This is a genomic window from Gilliamella sp. ESL1225 (genome assembly GCF_058502635.1).
Map to the genome: position 1 here is coordinate 470,192 of NZ_CP196358.1, position 24,544 is coordinate 494,735.

Sequence of the window (24,544 nt, forward strand, 5' to 3'; positions counted from 1 at the left end):
TCATCATCATTCGGTCAATTTATTGAGTTTATCAATTTTGGTTAACGTGGTTTCGATTGTTTTAACAATACGGTTTTGTTCAGCAAGTGGAGGGAGAGGGATTAATAAATTTCTAAGTGTTTCAGCGGATAGTTGTTTAACTGCAGTACCTGAAGATACATATTTAATAAAAGTTTCAAAATAAGAACTACTGAATATCGCTTCTAAATAAGAAACTAATTCTTTATTAATACCACGTAAAATGACCATTTGAGCATTAATAAATCCTGTCTTAAACCGTTCAGTTTCACAAAAAAGTGCATATTTACCAATGCTACCTCGCAATAGGCAAACAAAATCTAAGTGTTGTAATTTTCCACTACGCAAATTTTCAAATTTTTCGTGACTTATGAATCTAAGATTTAAATTTTGTTTAAGTCGGTTTTCAATCATATCTTTTGCACCAAAAAAAGGGATACCGGAAGATTTAAAATCTTTCTCTGTCGGATAGCTCGAACTTCTATCACCATTTATAAACGTATTCAATTCTCCCAACCTCACCCAAACCCAATTATCAGGAATATCAAACGGAATCTCATCTTCGGTAATTTCGGGTAGTGTTTTCTCTTTTTTGATCACCTTTTCATTAATTAATCGCGCTTTTTCTGTTTCAATTTGTTTGAGCAAATCACGCGCGTCACCATCTTCAGAACGTTGCTGGGTTAACTTACCTTGAATGGCGGATTGTAATAGCGAAGCTCTAAGCTTATTCGGGAATGCTTTTTGTATATTATAAAGCTTGGTTTCATCCACTTTGAGTTTATCAATTTTAGCTAAAGCTGTTTCAATTGCTTCAACGATTCGGTGTTGTTCAGATAATGGTGGCAGAGGAATTAATAATTCAGATAAACTCTGTTTATTTAATGTATTACCTTTTATCGCATTGTTAAAATTACCTGATTTTGCAATACTTGGCAAAAATAACATTAAAAAATCTCTAAATGTATTAAATGTATCATCTTTAAATGGATTAATAGAAATGATAGCCTCATTGTGATATGCATCAATTCCTAAAATAGATATTTTTCCTATTGTTAGCTTGAAACTCATAATGAGCGTACCTTTTAATGATATACCAACATTACTAAAAGCTTTAAGTTTTCCTTCTTCTGAAATCTGTTCTTTTGTTTTTGTAATAACACCTCCATCAATCATGTCAGCAATAGATACCCATGGATAATTATTTTTCCAATATTTTGTATCAGATCGAGGTGGTGTTTTCCCTAAATGAAAGCTAACAATATCATTGAATCTCACCCAAACCCAATTATCAGGAATATCAAACGGAATCTCATCTTCGGTAATTTCCGGTAATGGTTTTTCTTTTTTGATCACCTTTTCGTTAATTAGTCGCGCTTTTTCTGTTTCAATTTGTTTGAGCAAATCACGCGCATCACCATCTTCTGGTAACTGCTGAGTTAATTTGCCTTGAATCGCGGATTGTAATAAAGCGGCTTTTAACTTATCGCTTACTAATGTTGCACTCATCTACTTGCCCGCCTCTTCATGCAGATCAATACCAATAAAATCAGCAATATCGGCTAATGATTTATCGATACGGGCATTTAATGTGGTGCGCAGCTGATGATATTCCCGAATCGTTTCTTCGGGGCTTAATACTTCTTCTTCAATAGTTGGGTAACCACATAAATCTAAATTAAAACCATTATCCGTTAAAAACGCTTTACTAAATTTTTGAGATTTAAAGGTGTCAGTATCCTCATCGGCAATGACTGTGCGATTTTGCCACCACGCTAAGCAATCATTAAAGTGTTCTAATTTCATTGGGCGAGTTTTAGAAAAATGTTTTTGATCTTCAGGCATATCTAACCGATAAAACCATACATCTTCAGTGGTTTTACTGTTATCAAAAAAGAGGATATTGGTTGTAATCGAAGTATAAGGAGCAAATACACTATTCGGTAATCGGATAATAGTGTGCAAGTTAAAATCATTAATTAACTTCTTCTTAATCGCTGTTTTTGCCCCATCAGCGCCAAACAAGAAACCATCCGGAATAATGATAGCACAGCGCCCACCACCTTCAGTAACATGTTTTAAACGATACATCGCAACCGACATAAAGAGATCCGCTGTTTCGCCACTTTGTAAATCTTTAGGGAAGTTACTTTTAATGCTCTCGCTTTCAGTGCCACCATAGGGTGGATTCATGACAATAATATCAAAGCGTTCATCTTCTCTGTATTCTCGAACCTTACGCTCTAATCCATTACCATGTTCAATGGTCGGGTTGTCTAAATCATGAAGTAATAAATTAGTAACACATAACATGTGTGGTAATGGTTTTTTCTCGATACCATAGAGGCTATTTTGTAATATAGCTCTATCTTCGACAGTGTTAACTTGTTGATCTAATAATTTTAATGCAGAGGTTAAAAAACCGCCTGTACCACAAGCACAATCAGCAACACGCTCGCCTAGTTTTGGCTGTAATACATTAATCATAAAATCAGTCACAGCACGAGGTGTATAAAACTCGCCGGCATTGCCAGCACTTTGTAAACTTTTCAGAATTGTTTCATAGATTTCACCAAAAGCGTGTTTATCTTCGTATTCATTAAAGTCAATTTCATCAATAACATTAATCACCTTACGCAGTAACACGCCATCTTTCATGTATTGGTTTGCATCTTCAAAAACATGTTTTACAATCGATTGCTTAATCGGTGTATTGACATCAATGTCTAGTTTTTTTAATTCAGGAAATAATGTCTGATTCACAAACTCTAATAAGGGTTCACCCGTCAGCGCTTCACCATCTTTATTATCTTTTGCCCAATTTTGCCAACGCAGTTCGATAGGAATAATTGATTTATATTTTGAATCAGTAAATTCCCAAATCTCTTCTTTAGCACCATAAATTTTTAAAAAGATTAACCATGTCATCTGCTCAATACGCTGTGCATCACCATTAATACCACTATCACCACGCATGATGTTTTGAATTGATTTTACGAAATTACCTAAACTCATATGAATATTTACTCTTATCTATATTTTCTATGATTATTGTACATTAATTTAGTCTTACTTGTACTTTAAAGTATCCATCGCTGAGTTATCGTTATCATTTTATTATTCCTTGTCATACAGCTTGATAAATATTACATATATGATATAAACAAAAATCTTAAAAAAATATCATGAGCAAGGGTCATACCTTATCTATGGTGAGTAATATTTTAAAAATCTGAATATATACTTGAACATAGTGATTCTATTAAATTGTTATTTATAAATTATTGTTTATACGCATTCCCGAGTTGAATGACTAATAATGAATTTATATGCAAATGTTTTTCAAATTCTCTCATGATAAGCTTTAACAAAAATAAAATATGTCAGGAAATTGTTATGAGTAAGTTGGAAAACAAAATCGAAGCACAACACCGCTGTTTATTTGATGTACTAAATGCCGGCTCTTCAATAATAATATTACGTTGATTAAGCGAGATATTCTCAACAGTAATGCCAATTTCACTGGGTTTAACGGGTGGGGTGCCTTTAATGCTGGTGAGTTTGATGATATTACGGGATTGTGTTGCCGTTTTTATGACTAAGCCCGCTTTACCGGCGGCGGTCATATCGGCTAATGCGTAAATATCTTCGCCGGTGCCATCGGGAAATATGCCGGTTGCTTCAATTAAACTGCCACCGATTGTTGAGGTGTATTCACCCGATATTACTTGGCGAGCCCCTGATTGGATATTATCTAACCCAAAAAACAGTAACGTGGTTGCAAGTCCTAGACCTATGCCGGTTTCAGTTAACGCGCTGGCAGCAATCAGCGTCGAGGCACCTTGTACGACTTTCATCCCCCCTAAAAAGCGGGGCAGTTCGTGCTCAAGGATTTCGTTTGATTTGCCCTTGGTGGTATAACCCGCAGTCACGAGTGCTGTACTACAGACTAAGTCACCGATGGGGGTAAAGCGAAAAGGCAGGCAGAGTTGCTAACTCCGTACAAAGCTATTCCAAAAATTTAGTTTATCGAGCCTGTCCATGTGTACCTGACTATTTTGTTATCATCTAATTTACTGCTCGGAATTATTAGATCACTACAGTTCAGTTAATCATTTTATTAACATTGAAAATTTAGTAAAAATAAAAGGTTGTAATCTTATTTCAACATTTATTCTAGTATCCTTTAATACAACTTCAGTCATTAAAAACTCACCATCAGCATCTTTTTCTATCTTAAAATGCTCTACACCTTCAATTAAATTATGTGCTATTTTTTTTCCTTTTAACTCTATAACTGTTTGTATCCAACCTTCTGTTGCATTAAACGAAAAAAGCAAAGACATTTCATTTTGATCAGTATATTTATATGCAAAGTGCAAATCGGGTGTATTTTGAAAAATTGGTTCGCTTTCAAAAAAAGTCAACAAATCTATTTCATCTGGTAACGATCGAATAAACATTTATTTTTTCCCTTCTCTTGGAATTGTTGTTATAAATCTGCGTGAGCCATCAGGCATAATTTCAAATGATGTTTGTAATAGAGTTCCTTTTCCTGATGATCCTATTAAAAAAGATTCTCTAATTTCAAAATTTTGAGAACCTTTTGTGTAATTATCAATAACATTACCTTTTGTATTTATTACTTTATTAAAGTGTTCAGTTAAAACAACTGTACCCGATTCATTGGTCTGTAGACCAAGACGTCTCATCATTTGGGATAATTGAGTTGAACGTTCAATATTATGTAATTCGCTATCTACTTTGCCATAGAGGAAATCAAATTTATTTGGATCTATTTCAAGCGTCGTCTCTTTTTCAGAATATCTTAAATGATTAGTTAAAGTCCAATTTTTAGTAGTTTCTACTTCTCCGTCAACCCACTTCACCTCACTAAAATCCTGAAACTTAATGGTATGACGTTTAAATGGCGTATTAGGTGATAAGTTTATTGCCCCGACTTCAAGGCTTTTAATGTCATCGGCAAGGGTGCCATTTGGTGTACTTGTTGTTATTTTATTAAACGCCGCCATATTATGACGAGTATGCGCCATTTTGTTAATGGCATTTAATTTGCTGGCTGCACCAATATCAATCAGTCCATAGGTGATACCTTCATACCCTTTAGGGACAATGCCGGTTTTAGCAATGATTTTTTCACCGATGGTACTGACTTCGTTATCGGTAATAAACCGGCTCGCACCAGCGGCGATATTATCTGCGCCAATAAAGCCAATACCCAGGGCAAGAGGTGTTCCGCTGCCCACGGTCGCTACTTCAACGCCGGCTGCGGCAATCAGGGTGAGTGCCCCGCCAATGACTTGCAAGCCACCGATAATTTTATTTTCATATTTATCAATAAACGCTTGGTTTTTCTCTGCTTGGGCTTTTAGTGTATCACCCCAAAAATACCCGATGATGCCATTTGCTATAGTCGACACCGGGGACATTAACGAGTCAGGACGGGTTGCCGCATCTAAGGCATTACTTAATTGATGAGGGTTAAGATAGCTAAAATAGTCATTAATAAATGTGCTACCCACCGCGCTTGTTGTATATTGCCAATCATCAATATGCGCCCACTTTTCGGGGATTTTAATATCGGCTAGTCCCTGAGTATTAAAACGCCCAATAAAGGTATGACCTTCGCGATTTGAGCTAATGCGATATTTAAAATCAGGGTGATGCTGTAAATAAAAACCATGGTTAGCTTTTAATTCAACATAGGCAAATTCAACCTGTGTGCCTTTTAACCGATACTTTTTGCGTGTTTCAACATGCTTAATGATAGCCGGTTGCCGCAGGTATTTGAGGAGCTTAATAGCGTTAATATAGAGGGACTCGATATCGGTAAGATTATCATGCTGCGTGGCGGTTTTGATGGCGGCTGTTAAGCGTGTTTCTTCATCGTTCTCATCACCTGTACCATCTAACACAAGGGGGCTGTAGAGATAGGCGCGGACACGTTTAACGATATCACTATTATGATAGCGATAATCCGCCTTATCAAATCCCTCACTGTGTTTAAGCTGACTAACGGCTGAAATCACGTCCTTGTAGAGGGAGGGCGGGTAAGTTGCCCCTTCGCTGTCTTCATAGTCTAACGTGCCGATGCGCTGCTCGGCGGTAAAAAAATAGGTGTTGTTTAATAATATCAGTAGCTGATAAAACATAAACCCAATGTGCTCATCCGGGCGAAACATATTTTGTTGCCAAAGCAAAGGGGCATAGCGGAAATGCTCGGCGGAATAGCCATAATTAATTTGACCCGCTAGGGCGTTATCTATCTCAACTGTAAAGGGTGAATTGCCGGAGGTTAATAAGGCAGTTAAGTCATCAAGCCAGGCTTGTGCCAGTTTTTTAACGTGTAAGCGTTTATCGCCCCTTTCTGCAAGTTCAATGGCATTTAAACCACCGCCTAGCAGTAAATGCACTTTGGGGTACACCTTTTCGGTACTAAACACACTTTTATTCTTACCTAAAAAAATTTCATCGCGGCTAAAATCATGATTGAACAGGAAATGAGTGGTATTAATGTCAGGTGATATACCATCATAAAAGCCGATGGGCTGTGCGGGGCGGTTGGTGAGTTCAACAATAATCCAAGTGTAATCAGGTTGGTATTCTGGGATTTTTCTATTATATGGAATGGGCGGTGGCACAGGTGGGGAGGGAGGGCGCATATCGAAAACGGGATTGAAAATCGGTAAGGTGCGCAAAATAAGTCGTTCGTGATAGAGGGCCTGTAATAAACACTTCGCCACCTTATCGGGATAACGGTGATAATAAGCCGCATAATGTAAGCCGTTTTTTTGCAGTAAGGGATAGAAATTTTTACAGCTATTGGGGTTGGCAACGAGCTTTTTAATAATTGGGTGATAGTCGGTTTTATGGAAGTATTTAATGCGACGAGGATAAAAAGGACTGCATCTAAATTCGCCCTCACCCTCTCTAAATTCTTGTATAAGGTTATCCCACTCGCTTGGGGTGAGCAGTTGATAGTAGTACATTTCCTTGACCCATTTTATTGTATTTATTAATTAGTATCGGTTAGTTTGGCGCGTTATTGATATTGAATAAAACCGATAATTATTGTGGTGAGAAGATTAGCATAGGAAAGATAAATTACAAAGTGGAATATTATTAAGAATTGTTAAGATAAATAATTTACTTAAATGATCGCAAAGAGTTGATTATTAATCGTCACGCTAAATAAAAGATTGTTACTAGGAAAAAATTAACATAAGGAATATTTCATAAAAAAATCTATATGACATCTGATAAAATTTTATCTTGAAACTGAATAAGTATATACTCATCGACAATTAATTAAAGTTATAAAAGGAAAGCCATTATGAATTATGCCCGCTATATTGATCATACCTTACTTGCTATGAATGCGACGGAAGCGCAAATCACAACACTATGCCAAGAGGCTTTAACTTATCAATTTTATTCTGTTTGTGTCAATTCGTGTTATGTCCCGTTAGCCTCTCGTTTAGTAAAAGATAGTAATGTAAAAGTTTGTTCTGTTGTTGGCTTTCCGCTTGGCGCTATGTTGACTGAGGCTAAAGCCTTTGAAGCCAGTGCAGCTATCAAGGCAGGTGCACAAGAAATTGATATGGTCATTAATGTTGGTTTTTTAAAGAGTAATGATTGGCAAGCGGTGCAAGCGGATATCGAGGCCGTGTTTAATGCTTGCGGTAACGTTCCATTAAAAGTGATTTTAGAAACGTGTTTATTAACAAAAGATGAAATTAAAAAAGCTTGCTTATTATGTAAAGAAATCGGTGTCGCATTTGTGAAAACATCAACTGGCTTTAGCCAATCTGGCGCAACCGTTGAAGATGTGCAGTTAATGCGACAAACTGTTGGTGAAAATATGGGAGTTAAAGCCTCCGGTGGCATTCGCGATAGGCAAACAGCAGATAACATGATAAAAGCAGGTGCGAATCGTTTAGGCGCAAGTGCCGGAATTTCGATTATTCATGATGATGAAGCAACATCTAGCAATTATTAGTCAATAAAATTAGGGATTGTTATTGAATATTAACCTCCCTAATAACACATTTATATTTGATTAAATACTATGAAAAATATCACCCTTTTAGGTTCAACCGGCTCAATTGGTTGTAGTACATTAGCCGTTATTCGTCAAAATCCGCAAAATTATAAAGCTTATGCATTGGTAGGTCACCAAAACGTGACTAAAATGACCGAGCAATGTTTAGAATTTAAACCTAAATATGTGGCAATGTTTGATCCTAAAGCGGCTGCTTTATTAAAACAAAATCTTGCCACATTTAATCTCGACATTACCATTTTTAGCGGTGAGCAAGCAATTTGCGATCTTGCTGGACTTGATGAAGTGGATATGGTGATGGCAGCAATTGTCGGTGCTGCAGGTTTAAAATCAACACTTGCTGCAATTAAAAAAGGGAAACGTATTTTACTGGCTAATAAAGAATCGCTTGTTACGTGTGGTCATTTATTTATGCAAGCCGTAAAAGATTATAATGCTGAGCTTTTACCCGTCGATAGTGAACATAATGCGATTTTTCAAAGCCTTCCTTTAGCCATACAATCCAATCTTGGTTTTGCCAATTTAACGGATCACGGCATCAATAAAATTATTTTGACGGGGTCAGGCGGGCCATTTAGGGAAACGCCCCTCTCTCAATTAACGTCAATAACGCCAGACGAGGCCATAAGACATCCCAATTGGTCAATGGGGAAAAAGATTTCAGTTGATTCGGCAACCATGATGAATAAAGGACTTGAGTATATTGAAGCTCGCTGGTTATTTAATGCATCGCAAGATGAAATGGAAATTATTATTCATCCCCAATCAATTATTCATTCGATGGTCAGCTATCGAGACGGCAGTGTGATTGCTGAGTTAGGGATACCTGATATGTGCACGCCAATTGCTTATGCTATGTCCTATCCTAATCGTATTTTATCGGGCGTTGCGGCGTTAGATTTTACAAGTTTATCAGCGTTAACCTTTAGTAAACCAGATTTTAAACGTTATCCTTGTCTGCAATTAGCCATTGAATCGTCAAATCAAGGTCAAGCAGCAACAACAGTATTAAATGCAGCTAATGAAGTTGCTGTTGATGATTTTTTACATGGTAAAATAGGTTTTATGGATATTGCAAAGCAAGTTGAAAGGATTTTAATCAAAGCTAATTTCTCAGAGCCGAAATCGATTGATGACGTTTTAGATATCGATGCATGGGCAAGAAACCAAAAATAATTAACAAACGCCAAAAATAAAGCCCAACGACGTTTGTTAATTATTTTTGCAAATACGATTAAGGTTCGTGACATGTTAAGGTAATGACAAATCTTGCCCCACCTAAAGGACTTGTAACCACAAATGCTTGACCATCATGAAAATCTGCCATTAATTTGACATAAGCAAGTCCTAAACCATACCCTCCTGTTGTACGGGTTCTACTTGTATCAAGACGTGCAAAAGGCATAAATACTTTTTGCCGCGCATTATATGGAATACCAAGACCATCGTCGTCGAGTTCAATAATGACTTTATTTTTTTGTTTATAAATATGTAAAATAGCTTTATAGGTAGCATATTTAAAAGCATTTAATAACAAATTTTTGACAATCGTTTCGGCTAAATTCACATCAATATAAGCATCAACATCTTGAAAATCACAGACTAATTCAAAATCGTTCGGTTTAAATAATGCTAATGAATCGCATACTTTTTGCCCCCAATCTTTTAAAGAAACTTTGCTGCATTTTAGTTCAATATTGCTTTGTTGCATTTTGAAATAGGATAAGCTGACATTAATTAAGGATTCTAATTCATTAATATTGTCACTCATGCCTTTTTGTAATAATTGTTTTTCAGTTTCGTCATGGCTTTCTTCAAGCATACTTAACTCAAAGCGCATTCTTGCAAGAGGGGTACGTAATTCATGTGCCATCGCATGCGAAATAATTTGATTAGTACTGACAAGGTATTCAATGTGTGTACCCATATTATTTAAGACACTCGCTAAGGGCTTAAATAGCCATCCTTTAATATTTTCAGAGCGAGCTTTTAAATTTCCTTCCGCAATTTGTTCCGCTGTTTGCCTAATTGTTACCAGATCTTTCCAAACGGCACTAAATGCAAAATAAATAAGGATAAAAAAGACAATTGCACTAAAGAGTGCCCAAATAATCAAAAAGACACTTAACGACATGGCATTGGACTCTAAAATATCACGCATAATCGTTGGTCCTAGCTTAAGGATATATCCATCTTTTAAATCGACAAATATCAGTTCACTATCTTCATCATAGGCAAACCCTTCTTTTGCCATTTCATTAAGAACTGAAGTCGGTAATGGTTCATTCTTCGGTAGTACTTCTATCGGGTAACCAAAATAAGGTTGCAATTCAGCAATAATATTATCTAGTGGGCGATTTGCATTTTGTTGCACAAACATGCGGATTAAATTGACGGTCCCACGCTGTGATTCACGAAAAACGACATGGTCATCTGGAATACCCGTAATTGAAGTTGGTAATGAATCAAAAACAAGTAATGCACCATAGGCGATAACACATTGCAGAGATAATAAAATCACTAAATAGGAAATAATTCGACGATTAAAAAAAAGAGGTTTTGCCAATACCTGTTTCAATGGTTATCTCCTTCACGTAAAAATAAATACCCTTTGCCTCGCACAGTTTTTATTCTCGCCGGCGCATCGGCATCATCAAGTAATTTACGGCGTAAACGAGAAATACGGGCATCAATTGAACGATCACAGCCATCAAAATCAATACCTCTGACTTGCGAAAAAATATCATCTCTTGATAAGATCGTTCCAGCATGGCTTGCAAGTAACCATAATAAATCAAATTCAGCTGTGGTGAGTTCAATTTCTTTATTTTCTAATATCACTTTCCGATTTTCACTGTTAATGACCAAATCATCAAATGTTAAGATTTTACTATTAGTTGGATTTGGGTTAGTTACTTTTAAGGTAAGCGGTATCTCTTTTTCTGTTTCAATTTGTTTACGACGAAGTAAAGCGCGTATTCGTGCTAATAAAAGTCGTGGCTCGACAGGCTTAGCTAGATAATCATCCGCACCGAGTTCTAATCCAACAATTTCATCGATATTATCTTCACTTGCTGTCATGATAAGAATAAAATTATTAAACCAACCCCGTATATCACGACAAATATCAAAGCCTGATTTTCCGGGTAACATAACATCTAAAATGAGTAAATCAGGATTAATTTCGCGGATTTTTTCTTCCGCAGTTTCGCCAGTGTTATGCCATAAGACATCATATCCTTGACGTGATAAATAAGATTGGATTAATTCTGCCAGTCGCTTATCATCTTCTATGATTAAGATCTGCTCAGTCATTTTATAAAATTCCAATATAAATATTTAATAGCATTAATAACTTATTATACAGATTAATGCTGCCTAGTTACAAAATATATACAAAGACCCAACAATGTAAAATAATGAATTATGCAACAATATGCGCCATTATTTATCTATTTTTCAAATTAACGTAATATGAGCGCGTTTTTACCTATTGCTAAACCCCTTTTATATACTCCACAACTTACTAAGCAAACCCCCATTATCCTTTGTGATTTTGATGGAACAATTAGTATTAAAGATGTCACTGACACCTTATTAAATCATTTTGGGCAAGAAGGTTGCGATGAGTTAGAAGAACAGTGGGAAGCTGGTATAATAGGCTCTCAAGAATGTATGCATAAACAAATTGCCTTAATGGACGCGAGTTTATCAGAACTCAATCAAGTGCTTGCAGATATTAAAATTGATGAAAGTTTCCGAGATTTTGTTCAATATACCGAAAAAAATCAAATCCCGGTTCATATTGTCAGTGATGGTTTGGATTATGCCATCCAATTTATTTTAGCGCGTCATGGACTACATCATTTACCGATTTTCGCTAATCAATTACAACATGATAATCATCGTAGTTGGCAATTGGCTTTTCCTTATGCCAATAATCATTGCCTTAAAAAAAGCGGGAATTGTAAATGTCAGCATGTTAAAGAGCAAGTGACTGCAAGCCCTATTTTATATGTAGGTGATGGTTCTTCTGATTATTGTGTTTCACATCGAGTGGATTTTATTTTTGCAAAAGATAAGTTGATTACTTATTGTCAAAATCATAATCTCGATCATTTAGCGATTAATCAATTTGCTGATGTGACGACTTATTTACAATCTCATAACCCATCTAATCAATATATGATTAATCAATAGATGGCTTTAGCGTTAAGTCCAACGCAATCATTTCAAATATTTTTAAAGTGAGTAAACTGATAGTGAGTACAATACAAGATTTATCTTATTTTTTACCGGGCAATAAAAACGGCGTTTTGTTAATTCATGGTTTGACTGGCACACCCAATGAAATGCGCATTTTAGCTAATGGTCTTAATAAAGCAGGATTTACTGTTTATGCGTTACAACTCGCGGGGCATTGTGGCACTGAAGCTGATTTATGTAAAACAACATGGCAAGATTGGTATCAAAGTGTGTTAGATGGTGCTGATTTTTTAGCTAAACATGTCGATAATATATTTGTTGCGGGTTTATCCATGGGCGCATTATTAGCCTTAAAATTAGCAGCAGATAGACCAGAACAAATAAGGGGCGTTGGTGTGCTTGCTCCAACCTTCGCATATGATGGTTGGAGTATGCCATTTTGGGCTAAAAAATTCTTCTTTTTACTTGTTTATTTTAAAAGATTGGGGATTTTTCAAAAGGTCTCATTTATTGAAAAACCTCCTTATGGTTTAAAAGATGAACGCATTCGTGCAGTTGTATCCGAAAGTATGTTAAGTGGCGATAGTGGCGCGGCTGGTTTAGCTGGCAACCCGTTCCCAGCCTTGGCAGAAATGCAATTATTAGCTAAACATATTCGACGTGAATTGCCTAAGGTTACTGTCCCATGCTTAATTATGCATTCCGGTAATGATGATATTGCGAATATTGAAACTAATGCCAAATTAGTTGAGAAAAACGTTTCAGGAAAAACGAAATTTGTCGTATTAAATGAAAGTTATCACTTAATCACTATTGATAGCCAACGACGTGAAGTTATTAAAGAATGCAGTCAATTTTTTGAACAATTAGCAAACAATAAAAGTGAAGAGAAAAAGGCGTTATGTCACAACTAGTCATTATCCTTTGGATATGTAATATTGTTTTTGATACTTTAGGGCAAATTGCCTTTAAATTTGCTGCCATTTCACCCAAAAATCGAGATGGTTTATATTATTGGCTCGATCTTGCCAAAAATAGCTGGATTTGGATTGGAATTGCGTCTTATATTGTTGAGTTTTTATTATGGTTAGCCTTTATTACCCTTATGCCATTGGCTCAAGCTGTCTTATTAGCTTCATTTAATATTATTACAATTATGCTAGTTGGTCGGTTGATTTTTAAAGAAAAACTCACTTTTTATCGAATCATCGGCATGATTCTTATTACTGCGGGTGTCATTTTTGTGGGGATGTCTTAATATGGCAAGATTTTATATTATTGGATTTGCTTTTTTACTTTTCTTTGACACCATTGCACAGTGTTGTTTTAAATTAGCAGGAGAATATGCACAACCATTAGAATTTGGCTTAGTTTGGTTAATACGCGTATTTAGTACAAAATGGATTTATATTTCAATTGCCGGTTATATTTTAACGTTTTTCACATGGATGACATTACTTAAAAAAGCGCCGGTCGGTCCTGCATTTGCTGCCTCACATTTAGAAATTGTCACGGTAATGGTGGTTTCAATTTGGTTATTTAATGAACCTATCACACTTTATAAATTAATTGGTGCCATTTTAATTATGTCGGGTATTGTTTTTTTAGCGATTGCCGAAAGCAAAATTCACAAGAAAGAAGCTCATTGATATGAGCTTCTTTTTTTTCAATAAAAGAATATAAAACCCTAATTTAAAGTAATCATTAAAAAGCGTTAAATTTAGTACGTTAAACACAATCAAAACCGTTTTTAACATCCTACTTTAGACGTCTTGTTAACAAGATTGTTTTAGATAATCTTTTAAATACGCAATACTTTCTGACGATAGCTTATCGCAATTGAGATAATTGTGTTTGGCTTCAATACTCAAACTATTCCAAAATGGTTGCCAATAAACTTCCCACCAAAATTCTTTATTCCCTTGTAAACTGCTATTGTTTTCTAAATCATCAAAGACACTTTTAGGTTCAGGCGGCTGTAAATTTTGCTCGCAAAGACAATCAATAAAATCATTATCATTAGTCATTAAAACAACAATATCTTTAGAAAACTCTTTATATTTATAACAAATTAACGTTTTGTTATGATCGATAAATTTCTGTTTTTCACAAGATAACTCGCCATGGAAAAAACGAGCAATAAGATTTTCGACAAAAATAAGATCTTCCGCAGTTACCATAAAACGCGTAAGATAAGCTTGAATTTTGTCTTCTTGCAACGATAAAAATAACGGGTAAGCAGGACTGTGGTTCGTTAATTCTGCAAATTGTTCTTTCGAAAAATCAGCTTGTAAATCATCCCGAATTTCTGTCTGTTTTTGTTCTGATGATTTATTTTTCAAAAAATGAATTAATTTCAATGACATTAATTATTATTCCTTTATTTTATAAAAATTTATTATTCTATTTAGATCTAATCATATTTGTTTTAATTTTAAAACGCCCTATTTTAATCGATAGAGCGCATTAAAATGCTGTTTCTTATTAAATAGCTAAATCGTCTTCTTCGCCGGTACGAATACGAATCACATGCTCAACGTTATAAACAAAAATCTTACCGTCGCCAATTTTACCCGTTTGCGCAACTTTAGTAATCGTTTCAATACAATTTTCGAGAATATCATCATTAACGACTAACTCAATTTTAACCTTGGGTAGAAAATCCACCATATATTCGGCACCACGATATAATTCTGTATGACCTTTTTGACGTCCAAACCCTTTTACTTCGCTTACCGTCATACCTGTAATTCCCTGTTCGGCTAACGCTTCTCGAATATCATCTAATTTAAATGGTTTGATGATAGCTTCAATTTTTTTCATGTTTGTGATCCTTAAAGATGTGATTTATTTTGTCAATTACGGCGGAAATTAAACACAGACTAACTCTAGCCTAACCCCAATTTTTAAATCCAAAAGCAGAAGTCATTGGATAACGTCGTCCTTTACCAAAGTTTCGCGGTGTAATTTTTGGACCAACGGCAGATTGGCGCCTTTTATATTCATTGATATCAACTAATTTGATTACACGTCTTATCGTCGTCTCATCATAACCTTGCTCTATCAATTGTGCTACACTCAAATCTTGCTCGACATAACCTCGTAAAATAGCATCTAAAATATCATAAGGCGGTAAACTATCTTCATCTTTCTGATCTGGCGCTAATTCGGCTGACGGGGGACGGGTGATAACTCGCTCAGGGATCACATACGATCGCGTATTACGAAATTTAGATAATGCAAACACTAATGTTTTAGGTACGTCTTTTAATACATCAAAGCCACCCGCCATATCACCATAAAGGGTGGCATATCCTACCGACATTTCACTCTTATTACCGGTTGTTAGTACTAAACGGCGTTTTTTGTTCGAAACTGCCATTAAAATCACTCCGCGACAACGCGCTTGTAGATTTTCTTCGGTAGTATCTTTTGGATTATTACTAAATAATGGTAATAATGCTGACATAAAAGCATCAAACATCGGTTCAATTGAGACAATGTCAAATTCAACACCTAAAATATCCGCTTCTTCTTTTGCATCGGCAATACTTATATCCGCCGTATAACGAAACGGCATCATGATCGCTTGGACTTTATCTTTTCCTAGTGCATCGACGGCTATTGCTAATGTTAATGCTGAATCAATGCCACCCGACAACCCTAAAACCGCACCATTAAAACCGTTTTTTATGACATAATCACGTGTAGCAAGTACTAATGCATCATAAATTACAGCTAATTGATTACAATTCGCTGTAATTAATGAGAATTTATGATTTGAAGAATCGGTTATTTGCGGTGCGCAATTCATCTCAATAGTCGAATAAAGCGCTTCTAAATTGAATACGGCATTTTGTTCAATAAAAGGAGCCAGTTGTAATACAATGTCACCTTGTCCATTACTAACAAAAGAACGTCCATCAAAGACTAATTCATCTTGCCCACCGACTTGGTTAACATAAATAATCGGTAAACAATGATTGGTAGCATGCTGCTTAATGAGATCTAAACGATTCGTGTGTTTATCATAATCATAAGGTGAAGCGTTAATGGCAATAATAAAATCTGCATTGGCTTTTTTTAACGCCGCAATCGGTTTTGGATGCCATAAATCTTCGCAAATTAATAAGCCGATATGATGCCCTTTAAATTCGACAACGGCGTTAGTTTCTCCCTTGCTAAAATATCGTTTTTCATCAAAAACATCATAATTAGGTAACATTTGTTTATGATAATTTATCATTTGTTTACCATGATGAATAACAGAGACGGAATTATAAATGTGACCCATGTGCCATTCTGGATGACCAATAATTACGCCACATTGCCCACTGTTTGCTATTATTTTATTTAAAGCTGACTGACAGCGTTCTTGGAAATCTTTGCGAAAAAGCAAATCTTCTGGCGGGTAGCCGCATAACGCTAATTCAGAAAAAACAATCACATCATGTGATGCATAAGATTGCATAATTTCAAGGATACGTTGGGTATTGGCTTCAATATCACCAACACGCCAATTTTGTTGAGCAAGAACTATTGATAACGACATGACAAAACTTCATTAAGAGCAAATTAAAATTATCGGTCAGTTTAAATGATTCTAAGTTGCAGGGCTACCTTTTTATAGCTACCATAAAACAATAAAAATAAATGACTTTATCTGGAAATCATCATGAACAAAATCTTGACTGTTTCGCTAGCTAAACGAAGTTATCCCATTACCATTGGTGCCAATCTTTTAACCGAATTTTCACCTTTTCTATTAACTTCAGATCAACGCGTTTTAATCGTTACTAACGAAACGATAGCACCTTATTATCTCGATCATTTAGAGAACATGTTACAAAAACAGGGGGTTAAAACGGATAAACTCATTATTAAAGATGGCGAACAATATAAAAATCTTGAAACATGGAATACCATTCTAACGACCTTACTCAGCCATAATCATAATCGAAATAGCACCCTAATTGCCCTTGGTGGTGGCGTTATTGGTGATGTAGTTGGATTTGCAGCCGCTGCTTATCAACGCGGTATTAAATTTATCCAAGTGCCAACCACGTTATTATCACAAGTCGATTCCTCGGTTGGTGGTAAAACGGCGATTAATCATCCTCTCGGTAAAAATATGATTGGCGCGTTTTATCAACCCCAATCTGTTGTTATTGATATAAATTGCTTACAAACATTGCCACAAAGAGAATTATCATCTGGGCTTGCCGAAGTCATTAAATATGGCATTATTTTAGATGCAGAATTTTTTAATTGGTTAGAAGTGCATATGGACGACTTATTGCAGTTAAATCCTCAAGCTTTATCGTATTGTATTTATCGTTGCTGCCAAATAAAAGCGCAGATTGTTGCCAATGATGAAACAGAACAAAGTGAACGTGCATTATTAAATTTAGGTCATACGTTTGGACATGCGATTGAAACTGAGCTTGGTTATGGGAACTGGCTACATGGAGAAGCCGTTAGTGTTGGTATTTTGATGGCTGCTCATACCGCCAATTTATTAGGTTTATTGCCACAAGAAGATATTGAGCGTATTAAAAATTTATTACATAAAGCTAAATTACCTGTCACAAAGCCCACTAGCATGATAGCCAGTGCTTATTTACCGCACATGTTACGCGATAAGAAAGTCCTTTCCGGTAAAATCCGCTTAGTATTACCGACTAAAATAGGCGCAGCAATGGTTAGTGAACAAGCCGATGAGAACACTATTCTCACAGCAATTGATCGCGTCTAATTACTCTCTCTTTTTTATCCTCTTTCATATTCATGCCTTAAAGCAAATGGCTGTTAATTTGGCTTTATGGTATGAATAACCACTTTCATCAAAAAAATATTTTGATTAATGTTAATAAAAATCACATCACAGTTTAAATTGTACAATTTTATTTACAATTATTTTAAAATCTTTATGCATTGGTAAACACTGATTTAAATATTCTATTAATTATTTAATTTAAATCATTTTTTTATAAAAAATTATTTACGATAATGTATTTTTATGTTTACATACGATTGTCAATGTAATTTATTTTTTACATATTAATTTATAGAAAATAGCTTTTAAGCTCACTTTTCTAAACCAACAAGGAAACATCATGCTGAAAGATACCTTGGATAATACCCGTATTAACGATGAACAAACGCTAATCTCTCCTGAACAATTGAAAGCGTTATATCCTATTAATGATAATCTTACTGAGCAAATTGCACAATTTAGGCAAACCATCGTCGATATTCTAGAAAGACGTGATCCTCGATTAATCGTTGTCTGTGGACCTTGTTCAATTCATGATCCTAAAGCGGCGATAGAATACGCGCATAAACTAAAGAAATTAGCAGACAAGGTCAAAAATGAGTTATTTATTATTATGCGTGTTTATTTTGAAAAACCGCGGACAACAGTTGGCTGGAAAGGCATGATCAACGATCCCTATATGGATAATTCGTTTAATATTGAAGAAGGATTAAAAAAAGCTCGTCAATTATTAATCGATATTAGTCAAATCGGTTTACCAATAGCAACTGAAGCCCTCGATCCAAACACACCTCAGTATATTAGCGATCTCATTAGCTGGTCTGCTATTGGCGCCAGAACAACGGAATCACAAACACATCGCGAAATGGCATCTGGTTTATCGATGCCTGTTGGTTTTAAGAATGGTACCGACGGCAGTCTAGATGTCGCAATTAATGCAATGAAATCAGCATCAATGTCGCACCGATTTGTTGGTATTAACCAACAAGGAAGCGTGACATTACTTCATACCACCGGTAATCCTCATGGGCATATCATTTTACGCGGGGGGAAAACACCGAATTATGATGCAACTAGTATCGCAAATTGCGAGGAGCAAATGCATAAATTGGGATTACAAGCGGCGTTAATGATAGATTGTAGCCATGCGAATTCTAACAAGGATTATCGTAATCAATCAAAAGTGGCGCAGTGTGTGCTGGAACAAATTTTAGAGGGCAATAAATCCATCATTGGTATTATGCTCGAAAGTAACCTCAACGCGGGCAACCAATCATCAGAACAAGCTTTGCAAGATTTAAAATATGGCGTTTCCGTCACAGATGCATGTATTGATTGGGCAGAGACTGAGCAATTACTTAGCAAAATGAGTGAACAGTTACAGCAGTCAGTAAAGTAATCCTTATAAACGCAAACTCTGTGAGATTGTTTTTTTAATTTAAGAATATCAAATGAAATTGATAACTAAATAAACTTAATAAATAACCTGTTAATATTGACTATCGGTCATATTAACAGGCTACTTTTTAAGGATATAAATACAGAGCTTATAAATCAAAATTTAGTGATATAAACTAGATATTTACCTTTTATAAACGGAATAACGCTTTTCTAACTGTTGTAATTGTTTAATCCGCGCATCTAATCGTGATAATTGTGTTTGATCCCCATTCGTTTGATTTTTAGCATTTTTTAAAAGTTGAATGGCTTGTGCAAATTCGCCCTCTAACGCGAGTGATTCTGCATGAGCAGCCATTTCTTTTGAACGGGCACGTAGTCCCCCATAAGCGATGACAAGCAAATCCCAACCATTAGGATCTTGATTGTTATCATAAGTATATCGATGTAATAAACTCACTGCTTGTTGATACTGCTTATTTTTAAGATAAGCATTGGCAAGATTTAACTGTAATGTCGCATTGTCCGGATTTTTGTTGAGTGCGGTTTGCAAACGGCTAACCGCTTCATTCGCGTTATTGAGATCTAAATCAATATCTGTCAGTAAATCAAGATACCAAATATTATTGCTATCCTTGTCTAACAAAGATTGTATTTGTTTTTTGGCTGCAAGGTAATTTCCGGCATTATAATTTTGCAAAGCAGTTGCATAAATAAGGGCTGTTTGTGCCTCTGGATTAGCTAATTTTTTATAATCACCAATTAATAGATCACCCCCATTTTTATTATTGCCAATCATAATAACCAGTCTTGCTTTAGCTAAATAATATTCTAGCGAAGAGGGCACAGTTTTGGGTTTATATTGTAACGATCGATTGCGAACATCCGCTAATCGGCTCTCGGGTAAGGGGTGAGTCATTAAAATTTCGGGTAATTTACTTGAATAACGGCTCTGATCGGCTAATTTATTTAAAAATTCAGCCGAAGCATAGGGATCAAATCCTGATTTAGCTAAGGTTCTTAATCCAACTCGATCAGCCTCTTGTTCATTACTCTGTGTAAAACTGATTATACTTTGACTTGAGCCAGCCATAGTTCCTGCCATAGCGGCCATTCCTGCTTCGGGAGCGGCTAAAGCAAGTAAAAGCGAACCAAACGTCGCTCCCCAAACATAAGGACTATTACGATTTTGGTTTTCCATCGCGCGCGCTAAATGTCGCTCAGTTACATGGCCAATTTCGTGTGCCATTACTGAGGCAAGTTGGCTTTCATTATCTGTATCTAAAATTAATTTTGAATGTATAACGACATTGCCGCCAAAAAATGCAAATGCATTTAATACATTACTTTTCATAATATAAAAATGAAAAGGCATTTGTACGGATTCGGCTTGTTTGACCAGTTTTTGTCCTATTGAATTGATATATTGGTTTAAAAGAGGATCATCAATGATTGGCGCACTATCTCGTAATAAACGTACATAATAATCCCCCATTTCCATTTCTTGACCAATGCTTAAAGTTGATGAAGCAATAATACCCATATCGGGAAGATTACTCGCATCTGCATAAGCGGGTGTAAAAATCGCACTTTGCCCTATTAATAATACTGAAATAAGAGAGGCCGTGATTTTTCTTAACATCATTTAAATACCCCAGTAATTAACGCATTGGATAAGACAATATAAATTTTAGCTGAAAATCTCAATTAAAATCGAAATATTCAGCTAATTACAACACATTTGAGTGCATTGACTTAATCATTCTCAGCAAACAGGCGATTTATGCTGTATTTTTTTGATAAAATCAAGAATATCAGTCACTTTAATTAACTGTTTATCTGCCGCTGCACGATGTTTATATTCAATTTCACCGTTTTCAAGATTACGCTCACCAATCACAATCATATGAGGAATACCAATTAATTCCGCATCAGCAAACATCACTCCTGGGCGCTCTTTACGATCATCAAATAACACGTCAATCCCAGCCGCTTGTAAATCATGGTAAAGTTTTTCGGCAGTCGCTTGCACTTTTTCAGATTTATGCATATTCATCGGAATAATCACAACGCTAAATGGCGCAATAGCTTCAGGCCAAATAATGCCGCGATCATCATGGCATTGTTCAATTGCTGCAGCAACAATTCTGGTTACCCCGATACCATAACATCCCATAGTCATTACATGGTTTTGCCCATCCTCACCTTGTACGGTTGCTTTCATCGCATTTGAATATTTTGTACCTAATTGGAAAATATGCCCCACTTCAATGCCGCGTTTAATTAATAATGTGCCTTTACCATCTGGACTTTTATCGCCTTCAACCACATTACGAATATCGGCAACCTCTGGCAAAGTAACATCTCGTTGCCAATTAACATTGAAATAATGTTTGCCATCATTATTAGCGCCCGCAGCAAAATCGCTCATTACTGCGACATCCCTATCAATAATCATTGGGATCGGTAAATTAACTGGACCTAATGAACCAAAGCCCGTACCAATCACAGCTTTAACGTCATCTTCACTTGCAAATTCAAAGGGGGTTGCAACTAATGATAATTTTTCAGCTTTAATTTCGTTTAAGGTATGATCACCTCGAACAATTAATGCAACTAGTTGGTGACCGCTTTCTTTATCGGCTTTTACAATTAACGTTTTTACGGTTTTTTCGATAGGGATATCAAATTGAGCAACCAGCTCTTCAATAGTTTTAGCATTTGGTGTGTCTATTAATTTAAGATCTTGCGTTGGTGCTGGGCGAGTCGTCGTTGGCGCTAATGCTTGCGCCATTTCGATGTTGGCCGCATAATCAGATTCCGTTGAGAAAATAATATCATCTTCACCGCTATCAGCTAATACTTGAAACTCATGCGATGAATTACCGCCAATTGATCCCGTATCAGCGCGCACCGCTCTAAAATCTAATCCAGCACGAGTAAAGATTGCACTATAGGCCTTGTACATATCATCATAAGTTTGCTGTAATGAAGCTTGTGACGTATGAAAAGAGTACGCATCTTTCATGATAAATTCTCGTGAACGCATAACGCCAAAACGGGGCCTTACTTCATCACGGAATTTGGTCTGAATTTGATAGAGGTTTAACGGTAATTGTTTATACGAACTTATTTCATTACGAATTAAATCGGTGATAACTTCTTCATGTGTCGGTCCTAAAACAAAATCTCTATCACCACGATCTTTGATTCTTAATAATTCAGGTCCATATTGTTCCCAACGTCCACTTTCTTGCCAAATATCTGCAGGCTGTACAACTGGCATTAATAATTCAATTGCCCCCGCTTTATTCATTTCTTCACGGACAATGTTTTCAACTTTTTTTAAAACGCGATAACCTGTTGGCAACCAGGTATATAAACCCGCCGCGACTTTGCGGATCATACCGGCTCTTAACATTAATTGATGACTAATCACTTCAGCATCTGCTGGTGTTTCTTTTAAAGTAGAAAGAAGATATGTACTTGATCGCATAATCATTCCTGATATTTTGTTCTAAGGGTAAATAATAAAATAATCGTTAGTTTATCAGGCTATTTCTTATCTCGAAAGAGAAATATATGCTGCCTTTAGTTAATTAATGTGATCTATATCACTTAGCTAAATCCGATTATGTGATCTTAGTCACGTGGGCTTATATGCAATGTTGTTATTATGTGCGCGTTTTTTTGAACTTTGGAGAGAGTTATTATGGACAATGAAAAACGTGTCAATACAAGCCCTATCAAACAACCCGCATCTAATCAATCTAAATGGCGTAAAAGTGATACGTTATGGATGTTAAGCTTATATGGAACAGCAATTGGAGCAGGTGTTTTATTTTTACCAATTAATGCGGGGGTTGGTGGTTTAATCCCATTATTAGTTATGTTAGTGTTAGCTTTTCCAATGACATTTTTTGCTCATCGCGCGTTATGCCGTTTTGTATTATCTGGCAAAAGTGAAAATAGTGATATTACTGTCGTTGTCGAAGAAGCTTTTGGACGCACTGCCGGTAATTGGATAACCGTTCTTTATTTTTTTGCTATCTACCCTATCTTATTAGTTTACAGCGTCGGTATAACAAATACTGTTGAAAACTTTCTAATTCATCAACTTTCCATAACACCACCACCACGTGTGCTGTTATCGTTTCTTTTAATTGCTTTTCTTATGGGTATTGTTCATTTCGGTGAAGCATTAATCGTTAAAGTGATGTCAATGTTAGTCTTCCCGTTTATCGCTGTGTTAATGATCTTAGCATTATTTTTGATTCCTGAATGGAATGGGCAAATATTTACTGAATTTTCATTCACCAATACGGGTGAAGGAAGCCGCAGTATATTAATGACGCTTTGGTTAGTTATACCTGTTATGGTATTTGCATTTAACCATTCACCTATTATTTCTTCATTAGCGGTTGCTAAACGTAAAGAATATGGTGAGGCACTTTGTGGCACTAAATGTACCCAAATAATTGCAGCTAGCAATATAATGATGGTTGTGACCGTTATGTTTTTTGTATTTAGTTGTGCACTTTGCTTAACCCCAGCTGAACTTTTAGAAGCGAAAGCTCAAAATGTTTCAACTTTAACTTATTTAGCTAACCGTTTTAACTCACCTGTCATTGAATATATTGGACCTCCAATTGCAATTATTGCTATGGCTAAATCATTTTTAGGTCATTATTTAGGTGGAAAAGAAGGTTTTAATGGTATTATTAATAAAGCATTACGTGCTAATAATAAAACAATTTCTCAAAAGAACCTTGACCGTATTGCGCTGATTTTTATGCTGATAACCGCTTGGATCATTGCAACATTAAATCCAAGTATTTTAGGTTTAATCGAATCACTTGGTGGACCAATACTTGCAATGTTATTATTCTTAATGCCAATGTATGCTATTCATAAATTACCTATATTAGCTAAATATCGTGGTAAATTAAGCAATACTTTCATTACTATTATGGGACTTATTGCGATTTCAGCTGCCATTTACAATTTAGTATAAACTTGATAATTTAGGTAGTATTACCATTTGTTATTAATTAAATTAGATG

21 protein-coding genes are annotated in these 24,544 nt (G+C 35.7%); 9 read left to right on the top strand and 12 right to left on the bottom strand.

The window, feature by feature from the left end; all coding sequences use genetic code 11:
• Nucleotides 1-6 precede the first annotated feature (6 nt).
• The 5 genes from ACSYSW_RS02075 to ACSYSW_RS02095 all read right to left on the bottom strand — a co-directional run bounded on the left by ACSYSW_RS02075 (nucleotide 7) and on the right by ACSYSW_RS02095 (nucleotide 7,028).
• Entirely contained in the window at nucleotides 7-1,527 is a 1,521-nt protein-coding gene (locus ACSYSW_RS02075; RefSeq protein WP_491704932.1) for a restriction endonuclease subunit S, read from the bottom strand.
• Nucleotides 1,528-3,033 (bottom strand): type I restriction-modification system subunit M, encoded by a 1,506-nt coding sequence (locus ACSYSW_RS02080; RefSeq protein WP_491704931.1) that lies wholly within the window; start codon nucleotides 3,031-3,033, stop codon nucleotides 1,528-1,530.
• Nucleotides 3,034-3,401: 368 nt separating this feature from the next.
• Nucleotides 3,402-3,950, bottom strand: coding sequence for a hypothetical protein (locus ACSYSW_RS02085; RefSeq protein WP_491704930.1), 549 nt, complete (start codon nucleotides 3,948-3,950; stop codon nucleotides 3,402-3,404).
• 180 nt (nucleotides 3,951-4,130) lie between these two features.
• A complete protein-coding gene (locus ACSYSW_RS02090) occupies nucleotides 4,131-4,481 on the bottom strand; it encodes a hypothetical protein (protein WP_491704929.1) in 351 nt (116 codons plus the stop codon).
• The gene (locus tag ACSYSW_RS02095) at nucleotides 4,482-7,028 is read right to left on the bottom strand and encodes a hypothetical protein (RefSeq protein ID WP_491706281.1); all 2,547 of its coding nucleotides are present in this window, start codon (nucleotides 7,026-7,028) and stop codon (nucleotides 4,482-4,484) included.
• Between the two features lie 341 nt (nucleotides 7,029-7,369).
• Between ACSYSW_RS02095 and deoC the strand changes: the two genes are divergently transcribed.
• Nucleotides 7,370-8,038, top strand: a complete 669-nt coding sequence (deoC, locus tag ACSYSW_RS02100) for a deoxyribose-phosphate aldolase (protein ID WP_491706118.1) — start codon at nucleotides 7,370-7,372, stop codon at nucleotides 8,036-8,038.
• Nucleotides 8,039-8,107: 69 nt separating this feature from the next.
• Nucleotides 8,108-9,277, top strand: a complete 1,170-nt coding sequence (gene ispC / locus ACSYSW_RS02105; RefSeq protein WP_491704927.1) for a 1-deoxy-D-xylulose-5-phosphate reductoisomerase — start codon at nucleotides 8,108-8,110, stop codon at nucleotides 9,275-9,277.
• Nucleotides 9,278-9,335: 58 nt separating this feature from the next.
• Here ispC and ACSYSW_RS02110 read toward each other — a convergent pair whose 3' ends face one another.
• On the bottom strand, nucleotides 9,336-10,679 hold the full coding sequence (locus ACSYSW_RS02110; RefSeq protein WP_491704926.1) for an ATP-binding protein: 1,344 nt from the start codon (nucleotides 10,677-10,679) through the stop codon (nucleotides 9,336-9,338).
• Nucleotides 10,676-11,416: a winged helix-turn-helix domain-containing protein gene (locus tag ACSYSW_RS02115; protein ID WP_491704925.1), complete on the bottom strand. Its 741-nt coding sequence runs from the start codon at nucleotides 11,414-11,416 to the stop codon at nucleotides 10,676-10,678. The genes ACSYSW_RS02110 and ACSYSW_RS02115 overlap by 4 nt, the downstream gene beginning before the upstream one ends.
• Nucleotides 11,417-11,575: 159 nt before the next feature.
• Between ACSYSW_RS02115 and ACSYSW_RS02120 the strand changes: the two genes are divergently transcribed.
• The 4 genes from ACSYSW_RS02120 to ACSYSW_RS02135 all read left to right on the top strand — a co-directional run bounded on the left by ACSYSW_RS02120 (nucleotide 11,576) and on the right by ACSYSW_RS02135 (nucleotide 13,956).
• Entirely contained in the window at nucleotides 11,576-12,301 is a 726-nt protein-coding gene (locus ACSYSW_RS02120; protein ID WP_491704924.1) for an MtnX-like HAD-IB family phosphatase, read from the top strand.
• Between the two features lie 62 nt (nucleotides 12,302-12,363).
• Nucleotides 12,364-13,221, top strand: coding sequence for an alpha/beta hydrolase (locus tag ACSYSW_RS02125; RefSeq protein WP_491704923.1), 858 nt, complete (start codon nucleotides 12,364-12,366; stop codon nucleotides 13,219-13,221).
• Nucleotides 13,209-13,565: an EamA family transporter gene (locus ACSYSW_RS02130; protein ID WP_491704922.1), complete on the top strand. Its 357-nt coding sequence runs from the start codon at nucleotides 13,209-13,211 to the stop codon at nucleotides 13,563-13,565. The genes ACSYSW_RS02125 and ACSYSW_RS02130 overlap by 13 nt, the downstream gene beginning before the upstream one ends.
• 1 nt (nucleotide 13,566) lies before the next feature.
• On the top strand, nucleotides 13,567-13,956 hold the full coding sequence (locus ACSYSW_RS02135; RefSeq protein WP_491704921.1) for a DMT family transporter: 390 nt from the start codon (nucleotides 13,567-13,569) through the stop codon (nucleotides 13,954-13,956).
• A 126-nt stretch (nucleotides 13,957-14,082) separates the two neighbouring features.
• Here ACSYSW_RS02135 and ACSYSW_RS02140 read toward each other — a convergent pair whose 3' ends face one another.
• The 3 genes from ACSYSW_RS02140 to ACSYSW_RS02150 form a co-directional block, all read right to left on the bottom strand.
• Complete coding sequence (locus ACSYSW_RS02140) at nucleotides 14,083-14,673, bottom strand: hypothetical protein (RefSeq protein ID WP_491704920.1); 591 nt, start codon at nucleotides 14,671-14,673, stop codon at nucleotides 14,083-14,085.
• 118 nt (nucleotides 14,674-14,791) lie between these two features.
• Entirely contained in the window at nucleotides 14,792-15,130 is a 339-nt protein-coding gene (gene glnB, locus ACSYSW_RS02145; RefSeq protein ID WP_491704919.1) for a nitrogen regulatory protein P-II, read from the bottom strand.
• A 70-nt stretch (nucleotides 15,131-15,200) separates the two neighbouring features.
• Nucleotides 15,201-16,859: an NAD+ synthase gene (locus ACSYSW_RS02150; protein WP_491706282.1), complete on the bottom strand. Its 1,659-nt coding sequence runs from the start codon at nucleotides 16,857-16,859 to the stop codon at nucleotides 15,201-15,203.
• Between the two features lie 123 nt (nucleotides 16,860-16,982).
• On the opposite strand from ACSYSW_RS02150, the gene aroB reads away from it, so the two are divergent.
• Both aroB and ACSYSW_RS02160 read left to right on the top strand, forming a co-directional pair.
• On the top strand, nucleotides 16,983-18,062 hold the full coding sequence (gene aroB / locus ACSYSW_RS02155; protein ID WP_491704917.1) for a 3-dehydroquinate synthase: 1,080 nt from the start codon (nucleotides 16,983-16,985) through the stop codon (nucleotides 18,060-18,062).
• A 361-nt stretch (nucleotides 18,063-18,423) separates the two neighbouring features.
• Nucleotides 18,424-19,482 carry a 3-deoxy-7-phosphoheptulonate synthase gene (locus ACSYSW_RS02160; RefSeq protein ID WP_491704916.1) on the top strand — a complete coding sequence of 353 codons (1,059 nt, stop codon included), beginning with the start codon at nucleotides 18,424-18,426 and terminating at the stop codon, nucleotides 19,480-19,482.
• A 183-nt stretch (nucleotides 19,483-19,665) separates the two neighbouring features.
• Here the strand turns inward: ACSYSW_RS02160 and bepA are convergent, their stop codons facing one another.
• Together bepA and proS are read right to left on the bottom strand one after the other, a co-directional pair.
• Nucleotides 19,666-21,123 (bottom strand): beta-barrel assembly-enhancing protease, encoded by a 1,458-nt coding sequence (bepA, locus tag ACSYSW_RS02165; protein ID WP_491706117.1) that lies wholly within the window; start codon nucleotides 21,121-21,123, stop codon nucleotides 19,666-19,668.
• A gap of 123 nt (nucleotides 21,124-21,246) precedes the next feature.
• Entirely contained in the window at nucleotides 21,247-22,977 is a 1,731-nt protein-coding gene (gene proS / locus ACSYSW_RS02170) for a proline--tRNA ligase (protein ID WP_491704915.1), read from the bottom strand.
• A 216-nt stretch (nucleotides 22,978-23,193) separates the two neighbouring features.
• Here proS and ACSYSW_RS02175 point away from each other — a divergent pair, with 216 nt between their 5' ends.
• The gene (locus tag ACSYSW_RS02175) at nucleotides 23,194-24,495 is read left to right on the top strand and encodes a serine/threonine transporter (RefSeq protein ID WP_491704914.1); all 1,302 of its coding nucleotides are present in this window, start codon (nucleotides 23,194-23,196) and stop codon (nucleotides 24,493-24,495) included.
• Nucleotides 24,496-24,544 lie beyond the last annotated feature (49 nt).